Annotated in this window: 18 protein-coding genes; 4 read left to right on the top strand and 14 right to left on the bottom strand. The window is 63.8% G+C overall.

What is annotated here, in order from left to right:
- Positions 1-32 precede the first annotated feature (32 nt).
- From FGE21_RS10450 to FGE21_RS10390, 13 genes are all read right to left on the bottom strand, one after another.
- Complete coding sequence (locus tag FGE21_RS10450; RefSeq protein ID WP_139663236.1) at positions 33-1,196, bottom strand: NADH-quinone oxidoreductase subunit E; 1,164 nt, start codon at positions 1,194-1,196, stop codon at positions 33-35.
- The gene (locus FGE21_RS10445) at positions 1,196-2,410 is read right to left on the bottom strand and encodes an NADH-quinone oxidoreductase subunit D (protein WP_139663235.1); all 1,215 of its coding nucleotides are present in this window, start codon (positions 2,408-2,410) and stop codon (positions 1,196-1,198) included. The genes FGE21_RS10450 and FGE21_RS10445 overlap by 1 nt, the downstream gene beginning before the upstream one ends.
- Entirely contained in the window at positions 2,410-3,015 is a 606-nt protein-coding gene (locus FGE21_RS10440) for an NADH-quinone oxidoreductase subunit C (protein WP_139663234.1), read from the bottom strand. Before FGE21_RS10440 ends, FGE21_RS10445 begins: the two co-directional genes overlap by 1 nt.
- 16 nt (positions 3,016-3,031) lie before the next feature.
- On the bottom strand, positions 3,032-3,565 hold the full coding sequence (locus tag FGE21_RS10435) for an NADH-quinone oxidoreductase subunit B family protein (protein ID WP_139663233.1): 534 nt from the start codon (positions 3,563-3,565) through the stop codon (positions 3,032-3,034).
- Positions 3,556-3,921 carry an NADH-quinone oxidoreductase subunit A gene (locus tag FGE21_RS10430; protein WP_139663232.1) on the bottom strand — a complete coding sequence of 122 codons (366 nt, stop codon included), beginning with the start codon at positions 3,919-3,921 and terminating at the stop codon, positions 3,556-3,558. Before FGE21_RS10430 ends, FGE21_RS10435 begins: the two co-directional genes overlap by 10 nt.
- A gap of 240 nt (positions 3,922-4,161) precedes the next feature.
- Positions 4,162-4,947 carry a crotonase/enoyl-CoA hydratase family protein gene (locus FGE21_RS10425; protein ID WP_139663231.1) on the bottom strand — a complete coding sequence of 262 codons (786 nt, stop codon included), beginning with the start codon at positions 4,945-4,947 and terminating at the stop codon, positions 4,162-4,164.
- 28 nt (positions 4,948-4,975) lie between these two features.
- Positions 4,976-5,842: a hydroxymethylglutaryl-CoA lyase gene (locus FGE21_RS10420; protein WP_139663230.1), complete on the bottom strand. Its 867-nt coding sequence runs from the start codon at positions 5,840-5,842 to the stop codon at positions 4,976-4,978.
- Positions 5,843-5,858: 16 nt separating this feature from the next.
- On the bottom strand, positions 5,859-7,805 hold the full coding sequence (locus FGE21_RS10415; RefSeq protein ID WP_139663229.1) for an acetyl/propionyl/methylcrotonyl-CoA carboxylase subunit alpha: 1,947 nt from the start codon (positions 7,803-7,805) through the stop codon (positions 5,859-5,861).
- A gap of 86 nt (positions 7,806-7,891) precedes the next feature.
- Complete coding sequence (locus tag FGE21_RS10410) at positions 7,892-9,496, bottom strand: carboxyl transferase domain-containing protein (protein WP_139663228.1); 1,605 nt, start codon at positions 9,494-9,496, stop codon at positions 7,892-7,894.
- 76 nt (positions 9,497-9,572) lie between these two features.
- Positions 9,573-11,102, bottom strand: a complete 1,530-nt coding sequence (locus FGE21_RS10405) for an AMP-binding protein (protein ID WP_139663227.1) — start codon at positions 11,100-11,102, stop codon at positions 9,573-9,575.
- Between the two features lie 156 nt (positions 11,103-11,258).
- The gene (locus tag FGE21_RS10400) at positions 11,259-12,422 is read right to left on the bottom strand and encodes an isovaleryl-CoA dehydrogenase (protein ID WP_139663226.1); all 1,164 of its coding nucleotides are present in this window, start codon (positions 12,420-12,422) and stop codon (positions 11,259-11,261) included.
- A gap of 401 nt (positions 12,423-12,823) precedes the next feature.
- Entirely contained in the window at positions 12,824-14,044 is a 1,221-nt protein-coding gene (locus FGE21_RS10395; protein ID WP_139663225.1) for a DegT/DnrJ/EryC1/StrS aminotransferase family protein, read from the bottom strand.
- Between the two features lie 180 nt (positions 14,045-14,224).
- Positions 14,225-14,902 (bottom strand): HAD-IA family hydrolase, encoded by a 678-nt coding sequence (locus FGE21_RS10390; protein WP_139663224.1) that lies wholly within the window; start codon positions 14,900-14,902, stop codon positions 14,225-14,227.
- Between the two features lie 134 nt (positions 14,903-15,036).
- Here FGE21_RS10390 and glmU point away from each other — a divergent pair, with 134 nt between their 5' ends.
- From glmU to FGE21_RS10375, 3 genes are read left to right on the top strand one after another with little or no spacing between them, the layout of a single operon-like run.
- Positions 15,037-16,389, top strand: a complete 1,353-nt coding sequence (glmU, locus tag FGE21_RS10385) for a bifunctional UDP-N-acetylglucosamine diphosphorylase/glucosamine-1-phosphate N-acetyltransferase GlmU (protein ID WP_139663223.1) — start codon at positions 15,037-15,039, stop codon at positions 16,387-16,389.
- A 2-nt stretch (positions 16,390-16,391) separates the two neighbouring features.
- The gene (glmS, locus tag FGE21_RS10380; protein WP_139663222.1) at positions 16,392-18,200 is read left to right on the top strand and encodes a glutamine--fructose-6-phosphate transaminase (isomerizing); all 1,809 of its coding nucleotides are present in this window, start codon (positions 16,392-16,394) and stop codon (positions 18,198-18,200) included.
- Entirely contained in the window at positions 18,197-18,886 is a 690-nt protein-coding gene (locus FGE21_RS10375) for a DNA alkylation repair protein (protein ID WP_255731497.1), read from the top strand. The genes glmS and FGE21_RS10375 overlap by 4 nt, the downstream gene beginning before the upstream one ends.
- Positions 18,887-18,971: 85 nt before the next feature.
- Here FGE21_RS10375 and FGE21_RS10370 read toward each other — a convergent pair whose 3' ends face one another.
- Positions 18,972-19,679 carry a hypothetical protein gene (locus FGE21_RS10370; RefSeq protein WP_139663221.1) on the bottom strand — a complete coding sequence of 236 codons (708 nt, stop codon included), beginning with the start codon at positions 19,677-19,679 and terminating at the stop codon, positions 18,972-18,974.
- Positions 19,680-19,831: 152 nt separating this feature from the next.
- Between FGE21_RS10370 and moaA the strand changes: the two genes are divergently transcribed.
- Positions 19,832-20,839 (top strand): GTP 3',8-cyclase MoaA, encoded by a 1,008-nt coding sequence (moaA, locus tag FGE21_RS10365; RefSeq protein ID WP_139663220.1) that lies wholly within the window; start codon positions 19,832-19,834, stop codon positions 20,837-20,839.
- Positions 20,840-20,851 lie beyond the last annotated feature (12 nt).

Below are 20,851 nucleotides of genomic sequence, written 5' to 3'. Positions count from 1 at the left end.
TGCCCGCCCCGGCGGACCAGAGCATACGCCGGTTACTTATCGCTGTAGCGGCCGTCCTTTTTGGCCGACTTCGCAAATTCTGTTTCCTCGCCCGAGGCCAGCAGCTTGGCCTGTTCGATCCAGCCGTCGCGTTCGATCCGGCCTTTGAATTTCAGGCGCGCATCGACCCAGGCCACTTCGGCATCGGTCCATTTGGCGATCTGGTCAAAGTGGAAAAAGCCCAACTCGTTGAGGGTCGCTTCCAGCTTGGGGCCGACGCCCTTCAGCAACTTCAGGTTGTCCGGCGTGCCATCGCGCGCGGCCGTGAGCGTTTCCGGCGCTTCGTCCACGGTCACAGCAGCAGCGGCGGCTTCGGGCTGGGCCGGGGTCGCGGCGGAGGATTTCTTTGCGGGCGCCTTCTTCTCGGCGGCCTGCTTCACTGCGGGCATCGGGCGCTCCGGTGCGGGTGGCGTCGGATCTGCGGCCGTGCGACCGGCAACCAGACCATCTTTGCCGATCCACGGCGTCAGCAGCGGCACTTCGTCGCCCTGAATGCGCTTCACACCATCCCCGATCTCAGTCGCCAGCTCGGCAGAGGCATTATACTGCGGCTTGCCGGCTTCATAGTCCTTCAGCGAGGTCAGGCCCGATTTCGGCTCTGCCGCATAGCGGCCATTCTTCGGTCCGGGCACCACCGCAACACCGGCGCCGAGATCATCCAGCAGCTTGGTAAAGCTCTCGGTGGTCAGATCCTCGTAGTAGTCCTTGCCGATCTGCGCCATCGGCGCATTGGTGCAGGAGCCGAGACATTCGACCTCTTCCCAGGAGAACTTGCCATCGGCCGAGACCACATGCGGCTTGGGGGCGATCTTTTCCTTGCAGACCGCGATCAGATCCTCTGCGCCGCAGATCATGCAGGACGTGGTGCCGCAGACCTGAATATGCGCGACAGATCCGGTCGGCTGCAGCTGGAACATGAAATAGAAGGAGGCGACTTCGAGGACGCGAATGTAGGCCATGCTCAGCATGTCGGCGATATATTCAATCGCCGGCTTGGTGACCCAGCCCTCCTGCTCCTGCGCCCGCCACAACAACGGGATCACGGCCGAGGCCTGACGACCTTCGGGGTATTTGGTCATTTGCGCTTCGGCCCAGGCCTGATTGGCGGGCGTGAACGCAAAGCTTGCGGGTTGTTCTGAATGCAGACGACGGAGCATTAGCGGTCAATCTCTCCAAAAACGATATCCATGGTGCCGATGATGGCGGCGACATCCGCGAGCTGATGGCCCTTGGCGACATAGTCCATGGCCTGCAAATGCGGGAACCCGGGGGCGCGCAGCTTGGCGCGATAGGGTTTGTTGGTTCCGTCCGCGACGAGATAGACGCCAAATTCACCCTTCGGCGCCTCGACTGCGGCATAAACCTCACCAGCGGGCACGTGGAAGCCCTCGGTATAGAGCTTGAAGTGGTGGATCAGGCTCTCCATCGAGGTTTTCATGTCACCGCGTTTCGGCGGCGTCAGCTTGCCGCGCGCCATGACATCGCCGGTGGCCTCGCGCAGCTTGTGGATGGCCTGCCGGATGATCGACAGGGACTGACGCATTTCCTCCATGCGGACCAGATAGCGATCATAGCAATCGCCGTTCTTGCCGACAGGGATCTGGAAGTCGAACTCGTCATAGCATTCATAGGGCTGCGCCCGGCGCAGATCCCAGGCCAGACCGGAGCCGCGCACCATCACACCGGAAAAGCCATATTTCTGGATGTCGTCTTCGGTCACCACGCCAATATCAGCGTTGCGCTGTTTGAAGATGCGGTTTTCAGTCAGCAGGCCGTCGATGTCGGCCATGACATTCGGGAATTCAATCGCCCATTCCTCGATATCATCGAGCAACTCATCCGGCAGATCCTGATGCACACCGCCGGGGCGGAAATAGGCCGCGTGCAGACGGGCGCCACAGGCCCGTTCGTAGAAGATCATCAGCTTTTCGCGTTCCTCAAAGCCCCAGAGCGGCGGCGTCAGCGCGCCTACGTCCATGGCCTGCGTCGTCACGTTCAGCAGGTGGTTCAGAATGCGGCCAATCTCGGAATAGAGCACCCGGATCAGAGAGGCCCGGCGCGGCACTTCGACGCCACAGAGCTTTTCGATCGCCAGGCACCAGGCATGTTCCTGGTTCATCGGCGCCACATAGTCGAGGCGGTCGAAATACGGCAGGTTCTGCAGGTAGGTGCGGCTTTCCATCAGCTTTTCGGTGCCGCGATGGAGCAGGCCGATATGGGGATCGCAGCGCTCCACGATCTCGCCGTCCAGCTCCAGCACCAGACGCAGCACCCCGTGCGCCGCCGGGTGTTGCGGGCCGAAGTTGATGTTGAAATTGCGGATCTTCTGTTCGCCCGTCTGAGCGTCGTCGAAACCTTTGGAGCCGTCCATCACTGCGCCCCCTCCTTCTCGTCGCCGGGCAGGATGTAGTCGGCACCCTCCCACGGGCTCATGAAGTCAAACTGGCGGTATTCCTGCACCAGCGAGACCGGCTCATAGACGACGCGTTTCTGCGCCTCGTCATAGCGGACCTCGGTATAGCCGGTGGTCGGGAAATCCTTGCGCAGCGGGTGGCCACGAAAGCCATAATCCGTCAGCAGACGGCGCAGATCCGGGTGGCCGGTGAAGAGGATGCCAAACATGTCAAAGACTTCGCGTTCGAACCAGTTGGCGCAGGGGTGCACATCCACGATCGAGGGCACCATGTCCTCTTCGCGTATCGCAACCCGCAGGCGGATGCGCTGGTTCTGATACATCGACAGCAGATGATAGACCACGTCGAACCGTTTCGCCCGTTCCGGGTAATCCACCGCCGTGATGTCCACCAGAGTGGAGAATTTGCACGCGCGGTCGGTGCGCAGAAATTCCATCAGCCCGGCAATATTGCTGGCCTTGACGTCAACATTCAGCTCGCCCTGGGCAATTTCCCAGGACAGGACGCATTCCGGGCGCTTGGCTTCGATCTGGTGTCCCAGCTCTTGCAATGCTTCGCTCATCTGTCTCTCCTGCCCCTTAGCGTACCAGAGTGCCGGTGCGGCGGATCTTGCGCTGCAACTGCATCAGACCATACAGCAACGCCTCGGCCGTCGGTGGGCAGCCGGGAACGTAGATGTCGACCGGCACGATCCGGTCGCAGCCGCGCACAACCGAATAGCTGTAGTGGTAATAGCCGCCCCCATTGGCGCAGGATCCCATCGAGATCACATAGCGCGGCTCCGGCATCTGATCATAGACCTTGCGCAGGGCCGGCGCCATCTTGTTAGTCAGCGTCCCCGCAACAATCATGACGTCAGACTGGCGCGGCGACGCGCGCGGCGCGATGCCAAAACGTTCCGCATCATAGCGCGGCATCGAGGTATGCATCATCTCGACGGCGCAGCAGGCCAGACCGAATGTCATCCAGTGCAGCGACCCGGTCCGGGCCCAGTTGATGATGTCCTCGGCAGAGGTCAGCAGGAAGCCTTTGTCCTGCAGCTCCGCATTCAGCGCCTGGGTGACGACCTCTTTGTCGACACCCGCCGTATTGCTCCCGGTCATCATTCCCATTCCAGCGCCCCCTTCTTCCACTCATAGGCAAAGCCGATGGTCAGCACTCCGAGGAACACCATCATCGACCAGAACCCCGCATCGCTGATATCCTTGAAGCCGACGGCCCAGGGAAACAGGAAGGCGATCTCCAGATCGAAAATGATGAACAGGATAGACACCAGATAAAAGCGCACGTCGAACTTCATTCGCGCATCGTCAAATGCGTTGAAGCCACATTCATAGGCGCTGACTTTTTCGGGGTCGGGGTTGCGCACCGCTACAATCACTGCGGCCAGAACAAGAACTAGCCCAAGACCGATTGCGACGGCCAAAAACACCAGGATCGGGAGGTACTCCCGCAACATCTCTTCCACGAGTGGCTCCTTTCCGCGCACACGGCATGTCCTGCACGCGCGCCGTCAATTGGCGTGTTGACTTGGGCCGTTACTACTCCCGTCCCCCACCACCGTCAACCAAGGCAGAGTTAATGGGAAACGCTTTGTTCAACTGTCTCGCAGATACGCAACAACACCTTTAAAACCTATGATTTTTGTCGGATTTATATGCGCAAAAAACGAGCGTAAACGTGCTGTGCCCAGGGGGCTGAAAAGCCCTTATTTACCTTGCCAGAACGGGCGCCGTTTTTCAAAGAAGGCGCCGATGCCCTCTTCCGCCTCGGGGCTTTCCCATCTGGTAACCAAAGCAGAAATGGTTAAATCGATTACGGATTTATCGATCTTTGGCCCCAGCGCGCGGGCCAGAGCCTTGGCTTCTGCGACCGCGCCGGGCGCGCAATCAAGGTACGGACGCACCTCTGCTTCGACTTCGGCATCAAGTGAGTCGGCGGGAACCGCCCGCGCCAGCAGCCCCAGATCCACCGCTTCGCCCGCCCCGAAAAGCCGCGCCGACATGAAAACCCGCCGCGCCCGGGCCTCGCCCATGCGGGCGATCACATAGGGGCCGATGGTGGCCGGGATCAGCCCCAGCCGGGTCTCTGTCAGCCCCATCTTCAGATGATCCGCGCCGATCGCCACATCACAGACCGAGGCCATGCCGACACCGCCGCCGAACGCATTGCCCTGCAACCGCCCGATGAGCGGCTGTGGCAACAGATTGAGAAGGTTCAGCATCTCGGCCAGTACCCGCGCCTCGCGCGCACGTGTCTCGGCGTCGGCCTGCATCTGTGCCTGCATCCAGGTCAGGTCCCCCCCGGCGCAGAAGCTCTTGCCCGCGCCGGTCAGAACCACCACCCGCACGGATCTGTCCGCCGCCAGCGCACGGGCGGCCGCCTGCAGCTCCTGCAGCATCTGCCCCGACATCGCGTTGTGCTTGTCGGGACGGTTGAGCGTCAGGGTCGCGACACCGCGGTCATCGCAGGTCAGATCGAGGGTGTCGTACATGGGGAATGTCCTTCGTGACAGATCGGGTTCAGGCGTCCGCAGAGACCGGCCTCAGGGCCTGCGCCATCGCGGCAGCCTCCTGCAGTACCGCCGCATCAAGCCCCGTTTCATAGCCAAGCCGGGTCAGATGTGCATGCACAGCCTCGGTGGCGACGTTTCCGGCGGCTCCGGGTGCGAACGGGCAGCCACCAAGGCCGCCAACCGCCGCATCGAACACCCGCACCCCAAGCGCAAGCGCAGCATCGATATTGTCCAGCGCGCGCCCGTTGGTATCATGAAAATGTCCCGCAAGCCGGGTCACCGGCACCGCTTCCTTGACCGCCATCAGCATCCGCGCGGTGCTGTCGGGCGTAGCCTTGCCCAGGGTGTCGCCCAATGAGATTTCATAGCAGCCCATGGAAAACAGCCGGTCCGCGACGCTGGCCACGCGCTCTGGTGCGGTTGCGCCGTCATAGGGACAGTCGGTCACGCAGGACACATAGCCGCGCACCGGCAGATCGATATGACGGGCGGCTTCCAGAATCGGCGCAAACCGGTCGATGCTCTCCTCGATGGAGGCATTTATGTTGGCTTGGGAAAATCCTTCCGACGCGGAGGCAAAGATGGCGATCTCATCAGCACCCGCAGCGCGCGCATCCTCATATCCGCGCATGTTCGGCGTCAGCGCCGCGTAGCGCACGCCCTTGGCCTTGGTGATACCCTGCAGCACGTCGCGGCTGCCTGCCATCTGCGGCACCCATTTGGGAGAGACAAAGCTCGCCACTTCGATGCGCGAGAACCCGGCGCGGCTCAGGCAATCCACCAGCGCCACCTTCTGCGCCACTGAAATGTCGCGCTTTTCATTCTGCAGCCCGTCGCGCGGGCCCACTTCATAAATCTCGACGCAGTCTTTCATGTTCACACTCCTCCCGTTAGGCGCCGGTCCCGGCCTCCTCAAGCCGCACCAGCGCTGCCCCAGCCTCCACCTGATCGCCCGTTTGCGCAAGGATTTCCGCAACGGTGCCATCACGCGCAGCCAAAAGAGAGTGCTCCATCTTCATGGCTTCCAATATGGCCAGACGGTCGCCCTCCTTCACCTCCTGCCCGACAGTGGCAAAGATCGCCTTGACCAGACCGGGCATCGGCGCCTCGATCAGGTTGCCATCGCCCAAGGCACCGGCATCGCGGTCCAGCGGATCGGCAACGGTGAATGTCAGGCCGTAGCGGTCAAAGACCGTGATCTGATCGCCCGCCCGCGCCACAGCAGGCATGCCGAGGTCGCCGATCTGCCAGCCATGGGCGAGCCGAACCGCGCGGACGCGATCCTCGCCGATGGTCCAGGTCTGCGCGTGCGGCCCGTTGACCGCCACCATGGCCTCAAAGGGCGTGCCCTGCCAGGCAAGGGTGACCGACCGCTGCAGATCCGCCCAGAGGGTGAAGCCCGTTTCCGGATGCGGCGTGACCAGATCAAGCGCCACCATGGCGGCGGCCACTTTATGCGCGACCGCAGGTTCAGGCGCGGCGGCAAGACTGTCGAGGTCGCGCGCAATCAGGCCGGTATCCACGTTTCCCGCCGCAAAGCCCCGGTGCCGGGCCAGCGCGCCCAGGAAGGCCAGATTTGTCACCGTGCCCGCCACCTGGGTGCGCGCCAGCGCATCATCGAGCTGTCGCAGCGCCGCCCCGCGCGTGGGGCCATGCACGATCACCTTTGCGATCATCGGATCGTACCAGGGGCTGATGGTATCTCCGGCGCGGACGCCACTGTCGGCGCGCACCCCGTCGGGAAAGGTCAGGTGCGACAGGGTTCCGGTTGCAGGCAGGAACCCTTTTGGCACGTCCTCGGCATAGAGACGGGCCTCGAAGGCGTGCCCCGTGATATGCAGATCCTCCTGCCGCGAGGGCAGCCCCTCGCCCGCGGCCACCCGAAGCTGCCATTCCACCAGATCGACACCGGTGATTGCTTCGGTCACCGGATGTTCGACCTGCAGCCGGGTGTTCATTTCCATGAACCAGAAGCCATCGGTGCGCAGGCCGTCTGCTCCGTCGACGATGAATTCCACGGTGCCTGCGCCGGCATATCCGATGGCCTCGGCCGCGCGCACCGCCGCGTCCCCCATGGCAGAGCGCATCTCGCGGGTCATGCCCGGGGCCGGGGCTTCCTCGATCACCTTCTGATGGCGGCGCTGCAGGGAACAATCCCGTTCGAAAAGATGAACCGCCGAAGTGCCGTCGCCAAAGACCTGCACCTCGATATGGCGGGGTTTCTGAATGTATTTCTCGATCAGAACCGCCGGATTTCCGAAGGCGGTTGTCGCCTCGCCCTGCGCGCTGGCCAGCGCATCGGCGAATTGCGCCGCGTCTTCGACGAGGCGCATGCCCTTACCGCCTCCGCCCGCCACCGCCTTGATCAGAACGGGGTAGCCGATGCGCCCGGCCTCTTCGGCGAGGAAGTCTGCATCCTGCCTGCGACCATGATAGCCCGGCACCACCGGCACGCCCGCCTCCTCCATCAGGGCCTTGGCGGCATCCTTGAGCCCCATGGCCCGGATCGCCGCGGCGGAAGGGCCGATGAAGGCCAGACCAGCGGCCTCGACCTTGTCGACGAAATCGGGGTTTTCAGAGAGAAACCCGTAGCCGGGGTGGATCCCTTCGGCCCCGGTCAGTTTTGCCGCCGCCAGAATTTCATCCGCCAGCAGGTAGCTGTCGGCCGGCGCCGGGCCATGGCCGATCTGCACTGCTTCGTCCGCCATGGCGACGTGTTTCGCATTTCGGTCGGCATCGGAATATACCGCCACCGTGCGCACGCCGAGACGTCGCGCGGTTTCAATGACACGGCACGCGATTTCGCCGCGATTTGCAATCAGGATCTTGTGGAACATGGGGCTGGTCCTTTGTCTGGAACGTCGGACCGGGGGCTCTGCCCCCGGACCCCCGAGATATTTTCAAAAAGATGAAACCCGCGAGGTCACATCCGGAAAACGCCAAAGCGGGTATCCTCGATCGGTGCATTGAGAGCCGCCGAGAGCGACAGCGACAGCACGTCCCGGGATTTGCGCGGGTCGATGATGCCATCGTCCCAGAGCCGGGCGGAGGCATAGAGCGGGTGGCTCTGTTCGGCGAACATATCGATGGTGGGTTGTTTGAATTTCGCCTCCGCCTCGGCGCTCCACTCGCCGCCCTGGCGTTCGATGGCGTCGCGTTTGACCGTCGCGAGCACCCCGGCCGCCTGCTCGCCCCCCATGACCGAAATCCGGGAATTGGGCCAGGTCCAGAGGAACCGGGGGCTGTAGGCGCGCCCGGCCATGCCGTAGTTTCCCGCTCCGAAGGAGCCGCCCACCAGCATCGTGATTTTGGGCACATTGGTGGAGGCCACCGCCGTCACCATTTTCGCTCCATGGCGGGCGATGCCTTCGTTTTCGTATTTGCGGCCGACCATGAAGCCCGTGATATTCTGCAGGAACACCAGCGGGATTTTGCGCTGGGAACACAGTTCGACGAAATGCGCGCCTTTCTGGGCGGCCTCGGAAAACAACACGCCATTGTTGGCGACGATCCCGACGGGGCAGCCTTTGACATGGGCAAAGCCGGTGACCAGCGTTTCGCCGAACCTCGGTTTGAACTCGTCGAAGCGGGACCCGTCCACCAGCCGCGCGATGACTTCGCGGATGTCATAGGGGGTGCGCAGGTCACCCGGCACCACGCCGAGGATCTCTTCGGGGTCGTAGGCCGGGTCTTCCGGGCTTTGCCAGTTGACGCCGTCGGGTTTGCGGCGATTGAGATGGCTGACCGCGCGGCGTGCCAGGGCCAGCGCATGGGCGTCGTCCTCGGCCAGATAATCCGCCACCCCCGAGAGCCGCGTGTGCACATCGCCGCCGCCCAGATCCTCGGCCGAGACCACCTCGCCGGTGGCCGCCTTGACCAGCGGCGGGCCCGCGAGGAAGATCGTGCCCTGGTCCTTGACGATGATGGTGACATCCGACATCGCGGGCACATATGCGCCGCCTGCCGTGCAGGAGCCCATGACCACGGCGATCTGCGGGATGCCCCGGGCCGACATCCGCGCCTGATTATAGAAGATGCGGCCAAAGTGATCCCGGTCCGGAAAGACCTCATCCTGTTGCGGCAGGTTCGCGCCGCCTGAATCCACGAGATAGACGCAGGGGAGATTGTTCTCCGCCGCGATTTCCTGCGCCCGGAGGTGTTTCTTCACCGTCATCGGGAAATAAGTGCCGCCCTTCACAGTGGCATCGTTGCAGACCACCATGACCTCCTGCCCTTCCACCCGGCCGATGCCCGCGATCACCCCGGCCGCCGGAGCGGCGTCATCATACATCCCGAATGCCGCAGTCGCGCCGATTTCAAGGAAGGGCGAGCCCGCATCCAACAGGTTGGCCACGCGCCGTCTCGGCAGCATCTTGCCCCGGCTTTCGTGACGCGCGCGCGAGGCTTCGCCGCCGCCCATCCGCGCCGCCTCTGCGACGGCCGAAACCTCCGCCAGCGCTTCGAGATGGGAAGTGACGTTCTGTTTGAAGCCCTCGGAGGACGGCATCGCCTTGGAGTGAAGTATCATGAGTGCGGCATCCTTTTGGAGTTGGCAGGCAGTGTCAGCGGTGTTTGGGCGCAGGGTCGCAGGGCGGGCAATCCGGTCATGTCGGCACCTCTGCCGTAGCCCGCAGCTTCAGCTCCCTGCGGATCACCTTGCCCGTGACGGTCATCGGCAATGCATCGAGAAATGCGATCTCACGCGGGTAGGAATAGGTGGCAAGACGGGTTTTCACATAGTCCTGCAGCGCCTGGCTGCTGGCCTCGGCACCGGGTTTCAGCACCACATAGGCCTTGACGATCTCCGTCCGGAGAGGGTCGGGTTTGCCCACCACACCAACCGTCGCGACGGCGGGGTGGGTCATCAGGCAGTCCTCGATTTCAGAGGGGCCGATGCGATATCCGGCCGAGGTGATCACGTCATCCTCGCGCCCGACAAAGCGCAGATAGCCATCCTCCCAGATCCCACGGTCGCCGGTCACCATCCAGTCGCCACGAAACTTTTCGGCGGTGGCTTCGGGCCGGTTCCAATAGGCCAGCATCATCGCGGCAGAGCCGCGCAGCACGGCCACGTCGCCCTCGGCCCGGGTCGGGTGTCCCGCATCGTCGATCACCTCCACCACATGTCCCGGCACCGGCTGGCCAATACAGCCAGGCCGCACCGGAAACGCCGCCGCGCAGGAAGAGACGGTCATATTGCATTCGGTCTGGCCATAGAATTCGTTGATGGTCACGCCCAGCGCCTGCCGGCCCCAAGCGAGCATCTCCGCGCCCAGGGGCTCTCCGCCGGAGGCAACAGAACGTAGACCGTGAAGCCCCTGCCCCGCCGCTTTCAGCATGCGCAGGGCTGTGGGCGGAAAAAACACGTTGCGGACGCCCGCCGCTGCAATCACGTCGGCGCAGGTGTCCGCCGTGAACTTGTCGAGCCGCGCCGCCACCACCGGCACGCCCAGCGCAAGCCCCGGCATGGCGACGTCGAACAGCCCCCCGATCCAGGCCCAATCCGCAGGCGTCCACAGACAGTCTCCTGGCTGGCCGAGATGATCATGGCTCATCGAAACACCCGGCAGATGCCCGGTCAGCACCCGATGGCCATGCAGGGCCCCCTTGGGTGTGCCGGTCGTGCCGGAGGTGTAGATCAGTACGGCCGGATCGTCGGGACCGGTCTGCGCAAAGGGCGCGGCCTCTCCCGCGATCCCGACCTCAGCCGCAAGCAGCGGCCGCGCCAGATCACCGAGCTGCACCGCGCCCTCCCGGTCGGTCAGCACATATTCCGCACCGGCATCCCCGATCCGGCTGGCCAGGGCATCGTGCTTGAACAATTTGAACAAGGGCACCGACACCGCGCCTATCTTCCATATGGCAAGATGCGCCGCCGCGCACCATGGCGACTGGCTGAGCAACACCCCGACACGATCTCCGGGCAGGACTTTGGTCTGCAGCATCCGGGCAAGGCCATCGACCATATCGCTCAGTTCGCCAAAGCTGACATCCCGTCGCACGCTGCCGGTGAGGTCAATCACCGCCAGATCGTGGCGTGGGTGGTCCAGCACTTGCGCCGACATGTTCAAACGCTCCGGCAGGATCCACGCGCCCGCCTCCGTCAGCCCAGGGCTCGCCTGTCTCTCGGTCATATCTCCGCCCCTCCACGCTCCAGGCTCCATTTGCACCAGCCGTGCACCGCCGGACGCCATTCCTTCAGATCAGATCGGTCCCCTCGCTCCGCAGGCCCTCCCGGCGCGGCGTAGGGGAATGGTGCCCCCGGCGCGGCGCCTGCGGGCCCGGCCAGATCAGCCCATATGCGTCATCAGTTCGCGCCCGATCAACATGCGCCGGATTTCCGACGTGCCCGCTCCGATCTCCATCAACTTGGCATCGCGGAAGATGCGGCCAACCGGATTGTCGCTCAGATAGCCAGCCCCACCGAAGGCCTGCACGGCCTGATGCGCCTGCGTCATCGCCACTTCCGACGCGTAGAGACAGCAGGCCGCGGCATCCTGACGGGTCACCGTTCCCGTGTCACAGGCCTTCGCGACCTCATAAACATAGGCCCGGGCAGAGTTCATCGCCGTATACATATCCGCGATCTTGCCCTGCATCAGCTGAAAATTCCCGATCGGCTGGCCGAATTGCCGACGCTCAGCCATATAGGGCATCATCTCATCCATGCAGGAGGCCATGATACCAGTGCCGATCCCCGCCAGCACCACCCGCTCGTAGTCGAGACCCGACATCAGCACCCGCACGCCCTTGCCTTCCTCGCCCAGCACGTTCTCAAATGGGACCTCGACATCCTCGAACACCAGTTCAGCCGTGTTCGATCCCCGCATCCCCAGCTTGTCGAAATGGGCCGAGGTGGAAAATCCCTTGAAAGCCTTCTCGATCAGAAACGCCGTCATACCCTTGGAACCGGCCTCCGGGTCGGTCTTGGCATAGACCACCAGCGTGTCCGCATCCGGACCATTGGTGATCCAGTATTTGGTACCGTTCAACACATAGCGATCATTTCGCTTTTCAGCCCGCAACGCCATAGAAACAACGTCAGATCCCGCCCCGGCCTCTGACATCGCCAAGGCGCCCACATGCTCGCCGGAGATAAGTCGCGGCAGATATTTCGCCTTCTGCTCCGCAGTGCCATTGAGCTTGATCTGATTGACGCAGAGGTTGGAGTGGGCCCCGTAGGACAGCGCCACCGAGGCCGAGGCCCGCGCGATTTCCTCCACCGCGACAGTATGGGCAAGGTAACTCATGCCCGCACCGCCGAATTCCTCATCCACGGTTATGCCCAGGAGCCCCAACTCGCCCATTTCCTGCCAGAGCTCGGCTGGGAATTCGTTGGTCTGGTCAATCTCCTGCGCCATCGGCTTGACGCGATCCTGCGCCCAGCGGTGCACCATATCGCGCAGCGCGTTCACGTCTTCACCCAGATCGAATGTCATGCTTGCGTTGAACATCTGCGTATCTCCTCCCGAGAGCCCATGTTCAGGTGGCCGTTTCCAACCCCAGCGGTCGAGTCTCACCCGTTATTGAACACTTGTTCATTTATGAGCCGATCAAAGGCGATCCGTCAAGCCCCCAGCCGGTGCTGCAGCTCCCAAAGCCCCCTCCCGGCAGGTCACAGCGCCGCCAAGGGCCGGGCTCTCCCGCGCACCCCGCCTGCATTGAAATGCCTACGTGGCCCTTGGGCCGGGCAGGCCGCGCCGGAGGCGCAGCCTGCCACCGCGATTTGCAGAGCAAAGCGCAATCCCTCACCCCGGGGATTTGCAGCTGCAAATCACCAGATACAGCGTCGCGCCCCATCGGGGTGCGACACCGCTTGGCAAAACCAATGATCGACAGACTATTCCGACGCAGCTCAGACGCCGCCTTGCCACACGGCGCTGACCTCCGCGCGGATGATCCGCGCGATCAGCGCACAATCATCCAGAGAGAACGTCAGCGGGACACGCATATCGATAATGCCCGCAAGGATACGGTCGCTTTTGGGCAGGGGTTGCGTCGGCGCATAGCGCCAGCTGTCATACCTCGAGGTAAAGGCGACAGGTTCCGCCACGCCGAACCATTTCAGTTCCACCCCGCGCGCAGCACAGCGGGACAACACGGCCCCGACCGCCGCCGCCGACCAATCCAGCAAAAGGAACTGGATCGAAGACCCCACAAAGACCTCGGCCTCGGGACGCTCCACCACCGTCAGCCCCGGCGTCCGCCGCAGGCCGTCCTCCAGCACGTGATAGCGCTCATTCCAACGCCGGACCTGCCGGTCCAGATCACGCAGTTGCGGTCTCAGAATCGCTGCCCGCAGATTGTCCATCCGGCCCGATATATTGGGGGTGTCATATTTCACCCGTTCAAACACCTCGGCACCCGGCGCCGCGAGGTGACGGGGATAGAGCATATAGGACCCCGACAACAGGATCGCCCGCGCCGCGACCTCAGCGTCATCGGTGATCAGCAGCCCCCCCTCACCCGAATTCACATGTTTGTATGTCTGACAGGAATAACAGCCCACCAGTCCATGACGCCCCGACGCGACACCGTTCCAACTTGCCCCCATTGTATGGGCACAGTCTTCGATCACCCGGATACCGGCCTCGGCGCAGATCGCCATCAACCGGTCCATGTCGCACAGATGGCCCCGCATGTGACTGAGCATCAGAACACTGGCCTGCCCCGCCTTTGCCGCGAGATCCTCCAGATCGATGGTCAGATCCTCGGTCACCCCGACGAAGACCGGCACCGCACCCACCGACGCGATCGCCCCCGGCACCGGTGCCAGCGTGAAGGCGTTGGTCAGCACGGCCTCGCCCTGCCCGACCCCAAGCGCCCGCAACGCGGTTGCCATGGCATAGCCGCCCGACGCCACGGCGAGGCAGTATTTCGCCCCCGTCATGGCAGCAAACTCCTGCTCCAGAAGCGCCACTTCGCCCGCCTCCTCCTCCACGAGGTTGTAGCGGTGAAGACGCCCATGCCGCAGGACTGCGACGGCCGCCTCGATGGCGTCCTCCGGGATCGGTTCCTGCTGGGTGAAACTGCCGGTGAAATGCTCTGTCGAATGCTCTGCCATAGGCAAAGTCATGATCCGCCCCTACACAGACGTCAAGAGCAGGCGTCGCACGTCCGGCGCGAAATCAGACCCGAAGGGGCGCCCATGTCAGGGGCGACAGCCCCCTGCGCACCGTCTGCCCCTGCACAAACCCTGCACAGTCCCTGCAGAGGCGCCCGCAGAGCCCCTGTAGCGGCCCGCCGCCAAGGACGATCAGGCCAGTGGATTGCGACCGATCAGCGCGGCGACGACGTCGGGCAGATCGGCATAGTCATGCAACAACGCCTCCGGCTTCAACGCAGCCATATCCTCTCCGGCGGGCCCGAATGTCACCAGAACCGACGGCACCCCCGCATTGGCAGAAGTCCGGCGGTCGGTGTCGCTGTCACCGATCAACACGCACATGTCCGGCGCCCCCCCTGCCCGGCGCGCCGCCTCGAACAAAGGCGCAGGGTCGGGTTTTCGCACCGGCAGCGTATCGGCCCCCACCAGCGAGGCAAAGACATCGCGCACGCCAAGCTGCTGCATCAACTGCTCCGCCAGGGCCTCGGGTTTGTTGGTGCAGATACCGACGCCGTATCCCGCCGCCTTCAGGGCCTCGATGGCCTCCATTGCGCCGGGGTAGATCACCGTATGGGTCGCGATTGCTCCGCGATAGGCCTCCAGCAGCACCGGATAGTATTCCTCCACCGTGGCGTCCCTGTATTGCCCGGCCCGCGTCAGCCCCTCGGTCAGCATCCTTTTGCCGCCGCGCAGGGCGACCTTTGCGTCACTGGCGTGGGTCAGCATATCCCCCAGCCCCATCGCCCGGAAGCAATGGTTCGCCGCCGCCAGCAGATCGCGCGAGGTATCGGCCAGCGTGCCGTCGAGGTCAAAGATCACCGTGCGCATGTAAATTCTCCCGTTCGGCGTGAATTCGCCGTCACATATTGCAAGTCGCAACCGAAGTTTACGGGCTCACACCTTGCGCGCCCCCCGATAGCGGATAAAACGGGGGCAGCAAAAACTCAAAGAGAAAACACCCCATGAGCATCGCCCTCGTCATCCTCGCCGCAGGCAAAGGCAGCAGGATGAACTCCGATCTGCCGAAGGTTCTGCATCCGATCGCCCAGGCGCCCATGCTGGAACACGCCATGGCGGCAGGCCGCGGGCTCGATCCGGCGCGCACCGTCGTGGTGGCCGGCCACGAGGCCGAGAGGGTCCGCGCCGCCGTCGCCGAGATCGACGAGGAGGCGCAGGTCGTGCTGCAGAGCGAACAGCTCGGCACCGGCCATGCGGTTCTGCAGGCCCGCGACGCGCTCCGGGGGTTTGAGGGCGATGTGGTCGTGCTCTATGGTGATACCCCCTTCGTGTCCCAACAGACGCTGGAGCGCATGATCGAGGCCCGCAGTCGCGCCGATCTGGTGATCCTCGGCTTCGAGGCCGCCGATCCCGCCCGCTACGGCCGTCTGGTGATGCAGGGCGAGACCCTCGAACGCATTGTCGAATACAAGGACGCAACCGAGGAGGAACGCGCCATCAGCTTCTGCAATTCCGGCCTGATGGCGGCGGATGCGGCGGTGATGTTCCGTCTGCTGGAGAAGGTCGGCAACGACAATGCGGCTGGTGAATACTACCTCACCGATCTGGCAGAGCTGGCCCGCGCCGAAGGTCTCGCGGTGACTGCGGTGGCCTGTCCAGAAGAGGAAACCCTCGGCATCAATTCCCGCGCGGATCTGGCGGCGGCGGATGCGGTATTTCAGACCCGCGCCCGCGCCGAGCTGCTGGATATCGGCGTCACCCTGATGGCGCCCGAGACGGTCTACCTCGCCTTTGATACCTATATCGGCCGCGACACGGTGGTAGAACCGAACGTGGTTTTCGGCCCCGGCGTCACCGTGGAAAGCGGTGTGCTGATCCGGGCGTTTTCGCATCTCGAGGGCTGCCATGTCTCGCGCGGCGCCAAAGTCGGCCCCTATGCCCGCCTGCGCCCCGGCGCCGAACTGGCAGAGGACACCCACATCGGCAATTTCGTCGAGATCAAGAACGCCGAAATCGGCGAAGGCGCCAAGGTCAACCATCTGAGCTATATCGGCGATGCTTCGGTCGGCAAGGCGACCAATATCGGCGCGGGCACCATCACCTGCAACTATGATGGCGTCATGAAGCACCGCACCGAGATCGGAGCCCGGGCCTTCATCGGCTCCAACACCATGCTGGTGGCCCCGGTCCGGGTCGGCCATGAGGCGATGACCGCCTCGGGGGCGGTGATCACGAAAGACGTCGGCGACGGCGACCTTGCCATCGCGCGGACGCCGCAGATCAACAAAACGGGCCGTGCGGAAAAGCTGATGGATATGCTGCGCGCCCGCAAAGCCCGCCAGAACAAGGGAAGCTGACCATGTGTGGTATCGTTGGAGTTCTGGGCAGCCACGAGGTGTCCCCCATTCTGGTGGAGGCGCTGAAACGGCTCGAATACCGCGGCTATGACAGCGCGGGCATTGCCACCGTCAACGACGGCCATCTCGACCGCCGTCGCGCCGTGGGCAAGCTGATCAACCTGTCGGACGAGCTGGTGCACAATCCGCTGCCGGGCAAATCCGGCATCGGCCATACCCGCTGGGCCACCCATGGCGCTCCGACCGTCAGCAACGCGCATCCCCATCAGGCGGGCCGCGTCGCCGTGGTCCACAACGGCATCATCGAAAATTTCAAGGAGCTGCGCACCGAGCTGGCCGCCCATGGGATCACCTTTGTGACCCAGACGGATACCGAAACGGTGGCATTGCTGTGCGAGTATCACATGCGCGATGGCACCAGCGCCGCAGAGGCCGCGCGCAAGACCGTGGCGCAGCTCGACGGCGCCTTCGCGCTGGCCTTCCTGTTTGACGGCGAGGAAGATCTGATTGTCGCCGCCCGCAAGGGGTCACCGCTGGCCATCGGGCACGGCGATGGAGAGATGTTTGTCGGCTCCGATGCCATTGCGCTGGCGCCGATGACCGACCGGATCACCTATCTGGACGAGGGCGATTTTGCCGTCCTCACCCGTCAGAGCCTCACGATCTGGGACGCCAGGGGCAATCTTGCCAACCGCGAGATGCGTCAGATCACGCTGGAGAACACCCGCATCAACAAAGACGGCCACAAGCATTTCATGGCCAAGGAGATCGCCGAACAGCCCGTCGCCGTGGACAAGGCGCTCAGGGCCTATCTGGATGACACCGGCACCATCACCCTGCCCGACGGTCTCGACTTCAGCGGCGTTGAACGGCTGACACTGGTCGCCTGCGGCACTGCCTACTATGCGTGTATGGTGGCGAAATATTGGTTCGAGACCATTGCACGCCTGCCGGTCGAGGTCGATGTGGCCTCGGAATTCCGCTACCGGGAGCCCCCCGTCGCCCCCGGCACACTGGCCATGTTCGTCTCCCAATCCGGCGAAACCGCCGACACGCTCGCGGCGCTCAAGTACATGCAGGACAAGGCCGATGTGATCGCGGCGCTGGTCAATGTCCCCGAAAGCACCATCGCGCGCGAAAGCGACGTGGTACTGCCGATCCACGCAGGCCCCGAAATCTCCGTCGCCTCGACCAAGGCCTTCACCTGTCAGCTGACCGTCTTGCTGATGCTCGCCCTGAAGGCGGCACAGGTACGCGGCCTGCCGCTGCCGGAGGGCATGCCCGAAGACCTGCGCGCCCTGCCCGGCCTGATCCATCAATCGCTGGCCTCCGAGGCCCAGATCGCCCGTGCTGCCCGTGATCTGGCCACGGCCCGCGACATTATCTTCCTCGGGCGCGGCCAGCTCTATCCGCTGGCACTCGAGGGGGCGCTGAAGCTCAAGGAACTCAGCTACATCCACGCAGAGGGCTATGCCTCGGGCGAGCTGAAACACGGACCCATCGCCCTGATCGACGAGAGCGTGCCGGTGATCGTCATGGCGCCGCGCGACGCGCTGTTTGAAAAGACCATCTCCAACATGCAGGAGGTGATGGCGCGGGGCGGCCGGGTGGTGCTGGTGACGGATGCCGACGGCGCGCGCACCGCATCGGAAGGCACCGCCGAGGTCATCATCATGCCACAGGTTCCGGACGCGCTGGCACCGATCCTCTATGCGGTCCCGGCACAGCAGATCGCCTATTTCACCGCCATTGCCAAAGGGACCGATGTGGACCAGCCGCGCAACCTCGCCAAATCCGTGACCGTCGAATGATGCCGCACACACCCGACGAGGTACTCGCCACTCTGCGCAGTGCCGCAGATCCCGATCGCGCCGCGCAGATGGCCGCCTATCACAAACAAACCCGTCCGGTTCTGGGCATCGGCAACGACAGTCTCAACACCCTGTCGCGCGACCTGAGGCAGGCGCTGGATCTTGAGGCGCGCGTCGACCTCGCGTCAGAGCTCTGGGCCAGTGACGTCTTCGAGGCGCGCATTCTCGCCGCCAAGCTGCTGACGCAGGCGCGGATCAAACCGGATGACGCGATCTGGGAGCTGTTGCAAAGCTGGGTGCCCGATTTCGACAGTTGGGCCATCGCGGACCAGGCTGCATCGGCAATCTCGAAACGCCTGCAGGCGGACCCCGCCCGGCTGGATTCGGTCGAGGTCTGGACCACTTCCGAGCATATGTGGACCCGGCGCGCGGCGCTCGTGGCGACCCTGCCATGGGCCAAGCTGGCCAACCCGAAACCGACCGAACGGGACGCGCGGACGCGGATTTTGGGCTGGGCTGCGACCTATGTGCCCGATCGCGCGTGGTTCATTCAGAAATCCATCGGCTGGTGGCTGCGCGATCTGTCAAAACACGACCCCGACGGCACCCGCGCCTTTCTCGCGACCTATGGCGATCAGATGAAAGTCTTCGCCCGCAAGGAAGCCGCCAAGCATCTGGGCAGCTGATCCGATCAGGCGGGAAACGCGGCCCTCGGGTCGCATCAGGTCACATGGGGCCGGGTCATGCCGGGACAGGCCGTATCAGCCTGGATCAGACTGGCCCGACGCGGATTTCGACCAGTTCCGTCAGCGGCAGGCCCAGCGCCCGCATGCCTCCGATGGAGAGGCGACTGCCCTGCCCCGCGTCGCCTGCGATCGGCTCCAGCGTGACCACCACGCTCTTGCCATTTGGGGCCAGCAGCCGTGCGTTGCGCCGGGCCGAAACCAGCGGTGTTTCCATCCATAACCCGTCACGTCCTGGGTCGCCCAATCCCACCACCGTCGTCTTTTGCCCGACAAAAGACGGGGCCGAGGCCACAACCGGAGCAGAAGCGCCAGCCCCAGACGTTTGCGGAGCAGCAGGGGAGGCCGACGCCGCCTCCGCACCCGCCCGCGGTGTGGCGATCTCCGACGTGCGCGCGACATTTGCTTGCGACGCCCCCGCCGACCCAGCCGCACCAGTCGACCCCAAGGGTGCCGAAGCCCCACTTGCCCCACTCGCCGCAGTCGCACCCAGCGTCGACGGCGGCGAGGACCACGGCTTTGCCGCAGTGGCGTCCAGCGGTTCCGACTCGACTGCAGGCGGCGCCTCCGGGGAAACCGGCGTCATCGGCTCCAGCTGCAGCCCGGTGCCAAGCCCCTGCAGAACCTGGGAATTCAGATGCACCCCCCCCAGCCCGTTGCAGGCGGATACGCCGCCCGCCACCAAAGCCGCGAAAGACAGGTATTTGAAGGCGCGTCGAGTCAGATATCGTGTCATGCGGCGACCCTAGCGGCCAGATGCCGGGGACGCCAGACACAATGCAGCGCACTGAGCCGCCCCCGTCTCTGCGCTGCCCTCTGACACAATGGCACCATTTGAAGGGCGCAACTCTATTGTCCTAATGGCATTACCCCCTTACCTATGGTTCCATGACAGCACCTCTTATCGATCCCTTCGCGCGCGCTATCACATACCTTCGGGTCTCGGTCACCGACCGCTGCGATTTTCGCTGCGTTTACTGCATGTCCGAAAATATGACCTTCCTGCCAAAGAAGGAGCTGCTGACGCTGGAGGAGCTGGACCGCATGTGCTCCACCTTCATCGGCCTCGGCGTTCAAAAGCTGCGCATCACCGGGGGCGAACCCTTGGTGCGCCGGGACATCATGACGTTCTTTCGCGGCATGACCCGCCATCTCGACAGCGGGGCGCTGAAGGAGCTCACCCTCACCACCAATGGCAGCCAGTTGGAGAAACACGCGCAGGCTCTATTTGATGCGGGGGTGCGGCGGGTCAATGTTTCCCTTGATACGCTGGATGAGGCCAAATTCGCCGAGGTCACACGATGGGGCCGGCTGCCGCAGGTGCTGCGTGGCATCGACGCGGCACAGGCTGCGGGCTTGCGGGTCAAGATCAACGCCGTCGCCCTGAAGGACTTCAACGAGGACGAGCTGTTCTCCATGACACAATGGTGCGCCGCGCGCGGGATTGACCTGACCTGGATCGAGGTCATGCCCATGGGCGATATTGGCAATGAGAACCGGCTCGGTCAATATTGGTCGCTGAAGGATGTGCGCAAGGCCTATGAAGGCGGCTATCAGGTCACCGATCTGGCGGAACGGACAGGCGGCCCGGCCCGCTATGTGCGGCTGGAAGACACCGGCCAGCAGATCGGATTCATCACGCCGCTCAGCCACAACTTTTGCGAAAGCTGCAACCGCGTGCGCCTGACCTGCACGGGCGAGCTCTATATGTGTCTCGGACAGGAAGATATGGCCGATCTGCGCGCCCCCCTGCGCGATCACCCGGATACCGAAGCGCCGCTCCAGGACGCGATCCGCGCCGCGATTTCGCTCAAACCCAAGGGGCACGACTTTGACTATTCCCGCCAGTCGGTGGACGGTCAGATGACCCGCCACATGAGCCACACCGGCGGCTGAGGCGCAAAGTCG

The sequence above is a fragment of the Phaeobacter sp. B1627 genome, from assembly GCF_006265095.1.
Classification (GTDB): Bacteria; Pseudomonadota; Alphaproteobacteria; order Rhodobacterales; family Rhodobacteraceae; genus Epibacterium.
This window is presented reverse-complemented; position numbering and strand designations above follow the sequence as displayed.

Bases quoted from the DNA above. Each gene is read 5' to 3' on its own strand.
- FGE21_RS10440 (WP_139663234.1), bottom strand. From the start codon at position 3,015: ATGAGCGAAGCATTGCAAGAGCTGGGACACCAGATCGAAGCCAAGCGC.
- FGE21_RS10445 (WP_139663235.1), bottom strand. From the start codon at position 2,410: ATGGACGGCTCCAAAGGTTTCGACGACGCTCAGACGGGCGAACAGAAG.
- FGE21_RS10450 (WP_139663236.1), bottom strand. From the start codon at position 1,196: ATGCTCCGTCGTCTGCATTCAGAACAACCCGCAAGCTTTGCGTTCACG.
- FGE21_RS10410 (WP_139663228.1), bottom strand. From the start codon at position 9,496: ATGATACTTCACTCCAAGGCGATGCCGTCCTCCGAGGGCTTCAAACAG.
- FGE21_RS10435 (WP_139663233.1), bottom strand. From the start codon at position 3,565: ATGGGAATGATGACCGGGAGCAATACGGCGGGTGTCGACAAAGAGGTC.
- FGE21_RS10415 (WP_139663229.1), bottom strand. From the start codon at position 7,805: ATGTTCCACAAGATCCTGATTGCAAATCGCGGCGAAATCGCGTGCCGT.
- FGE21_RS10390 (WP_139663224.1), bottom strand. From the start codon at position 14,902: ATGCGCACGGTGATCTTTGACCTCGACGGCACGCTGGCCGATACCTCG.
- FGE21_RS10370 (WP_139663221.1), bottom strand. From the start codon at position 19,679: ATGACACGATATCTGACTCGACGCGCCTTCAAATACCTGTCTTTCGCG.
- FGE21_RS10375 (WP_255731497.1), top strand. From the start codon at position 18,197: ATGATGCCGCACACACCCGACGAGGTACTCGCCACTCTGCGCAGTGCC.
- glmU (WP_139663223.1), top strand. From the start codon at position 15,037: ATGAGCATCGCCCTCGTCATCCTCGCCGCAGGCAAAGGCAGCAGGATG.
- glmS (WP_139663222.1), top strand. From the start codon at position 16,392: ATGTGTGGTATCGTTGGAGTTCTGGGCAGCCACGAGGTGTCCCCCATT.
- moaA (WP_139663220.1), top strand. From the start codon at position 19,832: ATGACAGCACCTCTTATCGATCCCTTCGCGCGCGCTATCACATACCTT.
- FGE21_RS10395 (WP_139663225.1), bottom strand. From the start codon at position 14,044: ATGACTTTGCCTATGGCAGAGCATTCGACAGAGCATTTCACCGGCAGT.
- FGE21_RS10420 (WP_139663230.1), bottom strand. From the start codon at position 5,842: ATGAAAGACTGCGTCGAGATTTATGAAGTGGGCCCGCGCGACGGGCTG.
- FGE21_RS10425 (WP_139663231.1), bottom strand. From the start codon at position 4,947: ATGTACGACACCCTCGATCTGACCTGCGATGACCGCGGTGTCGCGACC.
- FGE21_RS10405 (WP_139663227.1), bottom strand. From the start codon at position 11,102: ATGACCGAGAGACAGGCGAGCCCTGGGCTGACGGAGGCGGGCGCGTGG.
- FGE21_RS10400 (WP_139663226.1), bottom strand. From the start codon at position 12,422: ATGTTCAACGCAAGCATGACATTCGATCTGGGTGAAGACGTGAACGCG.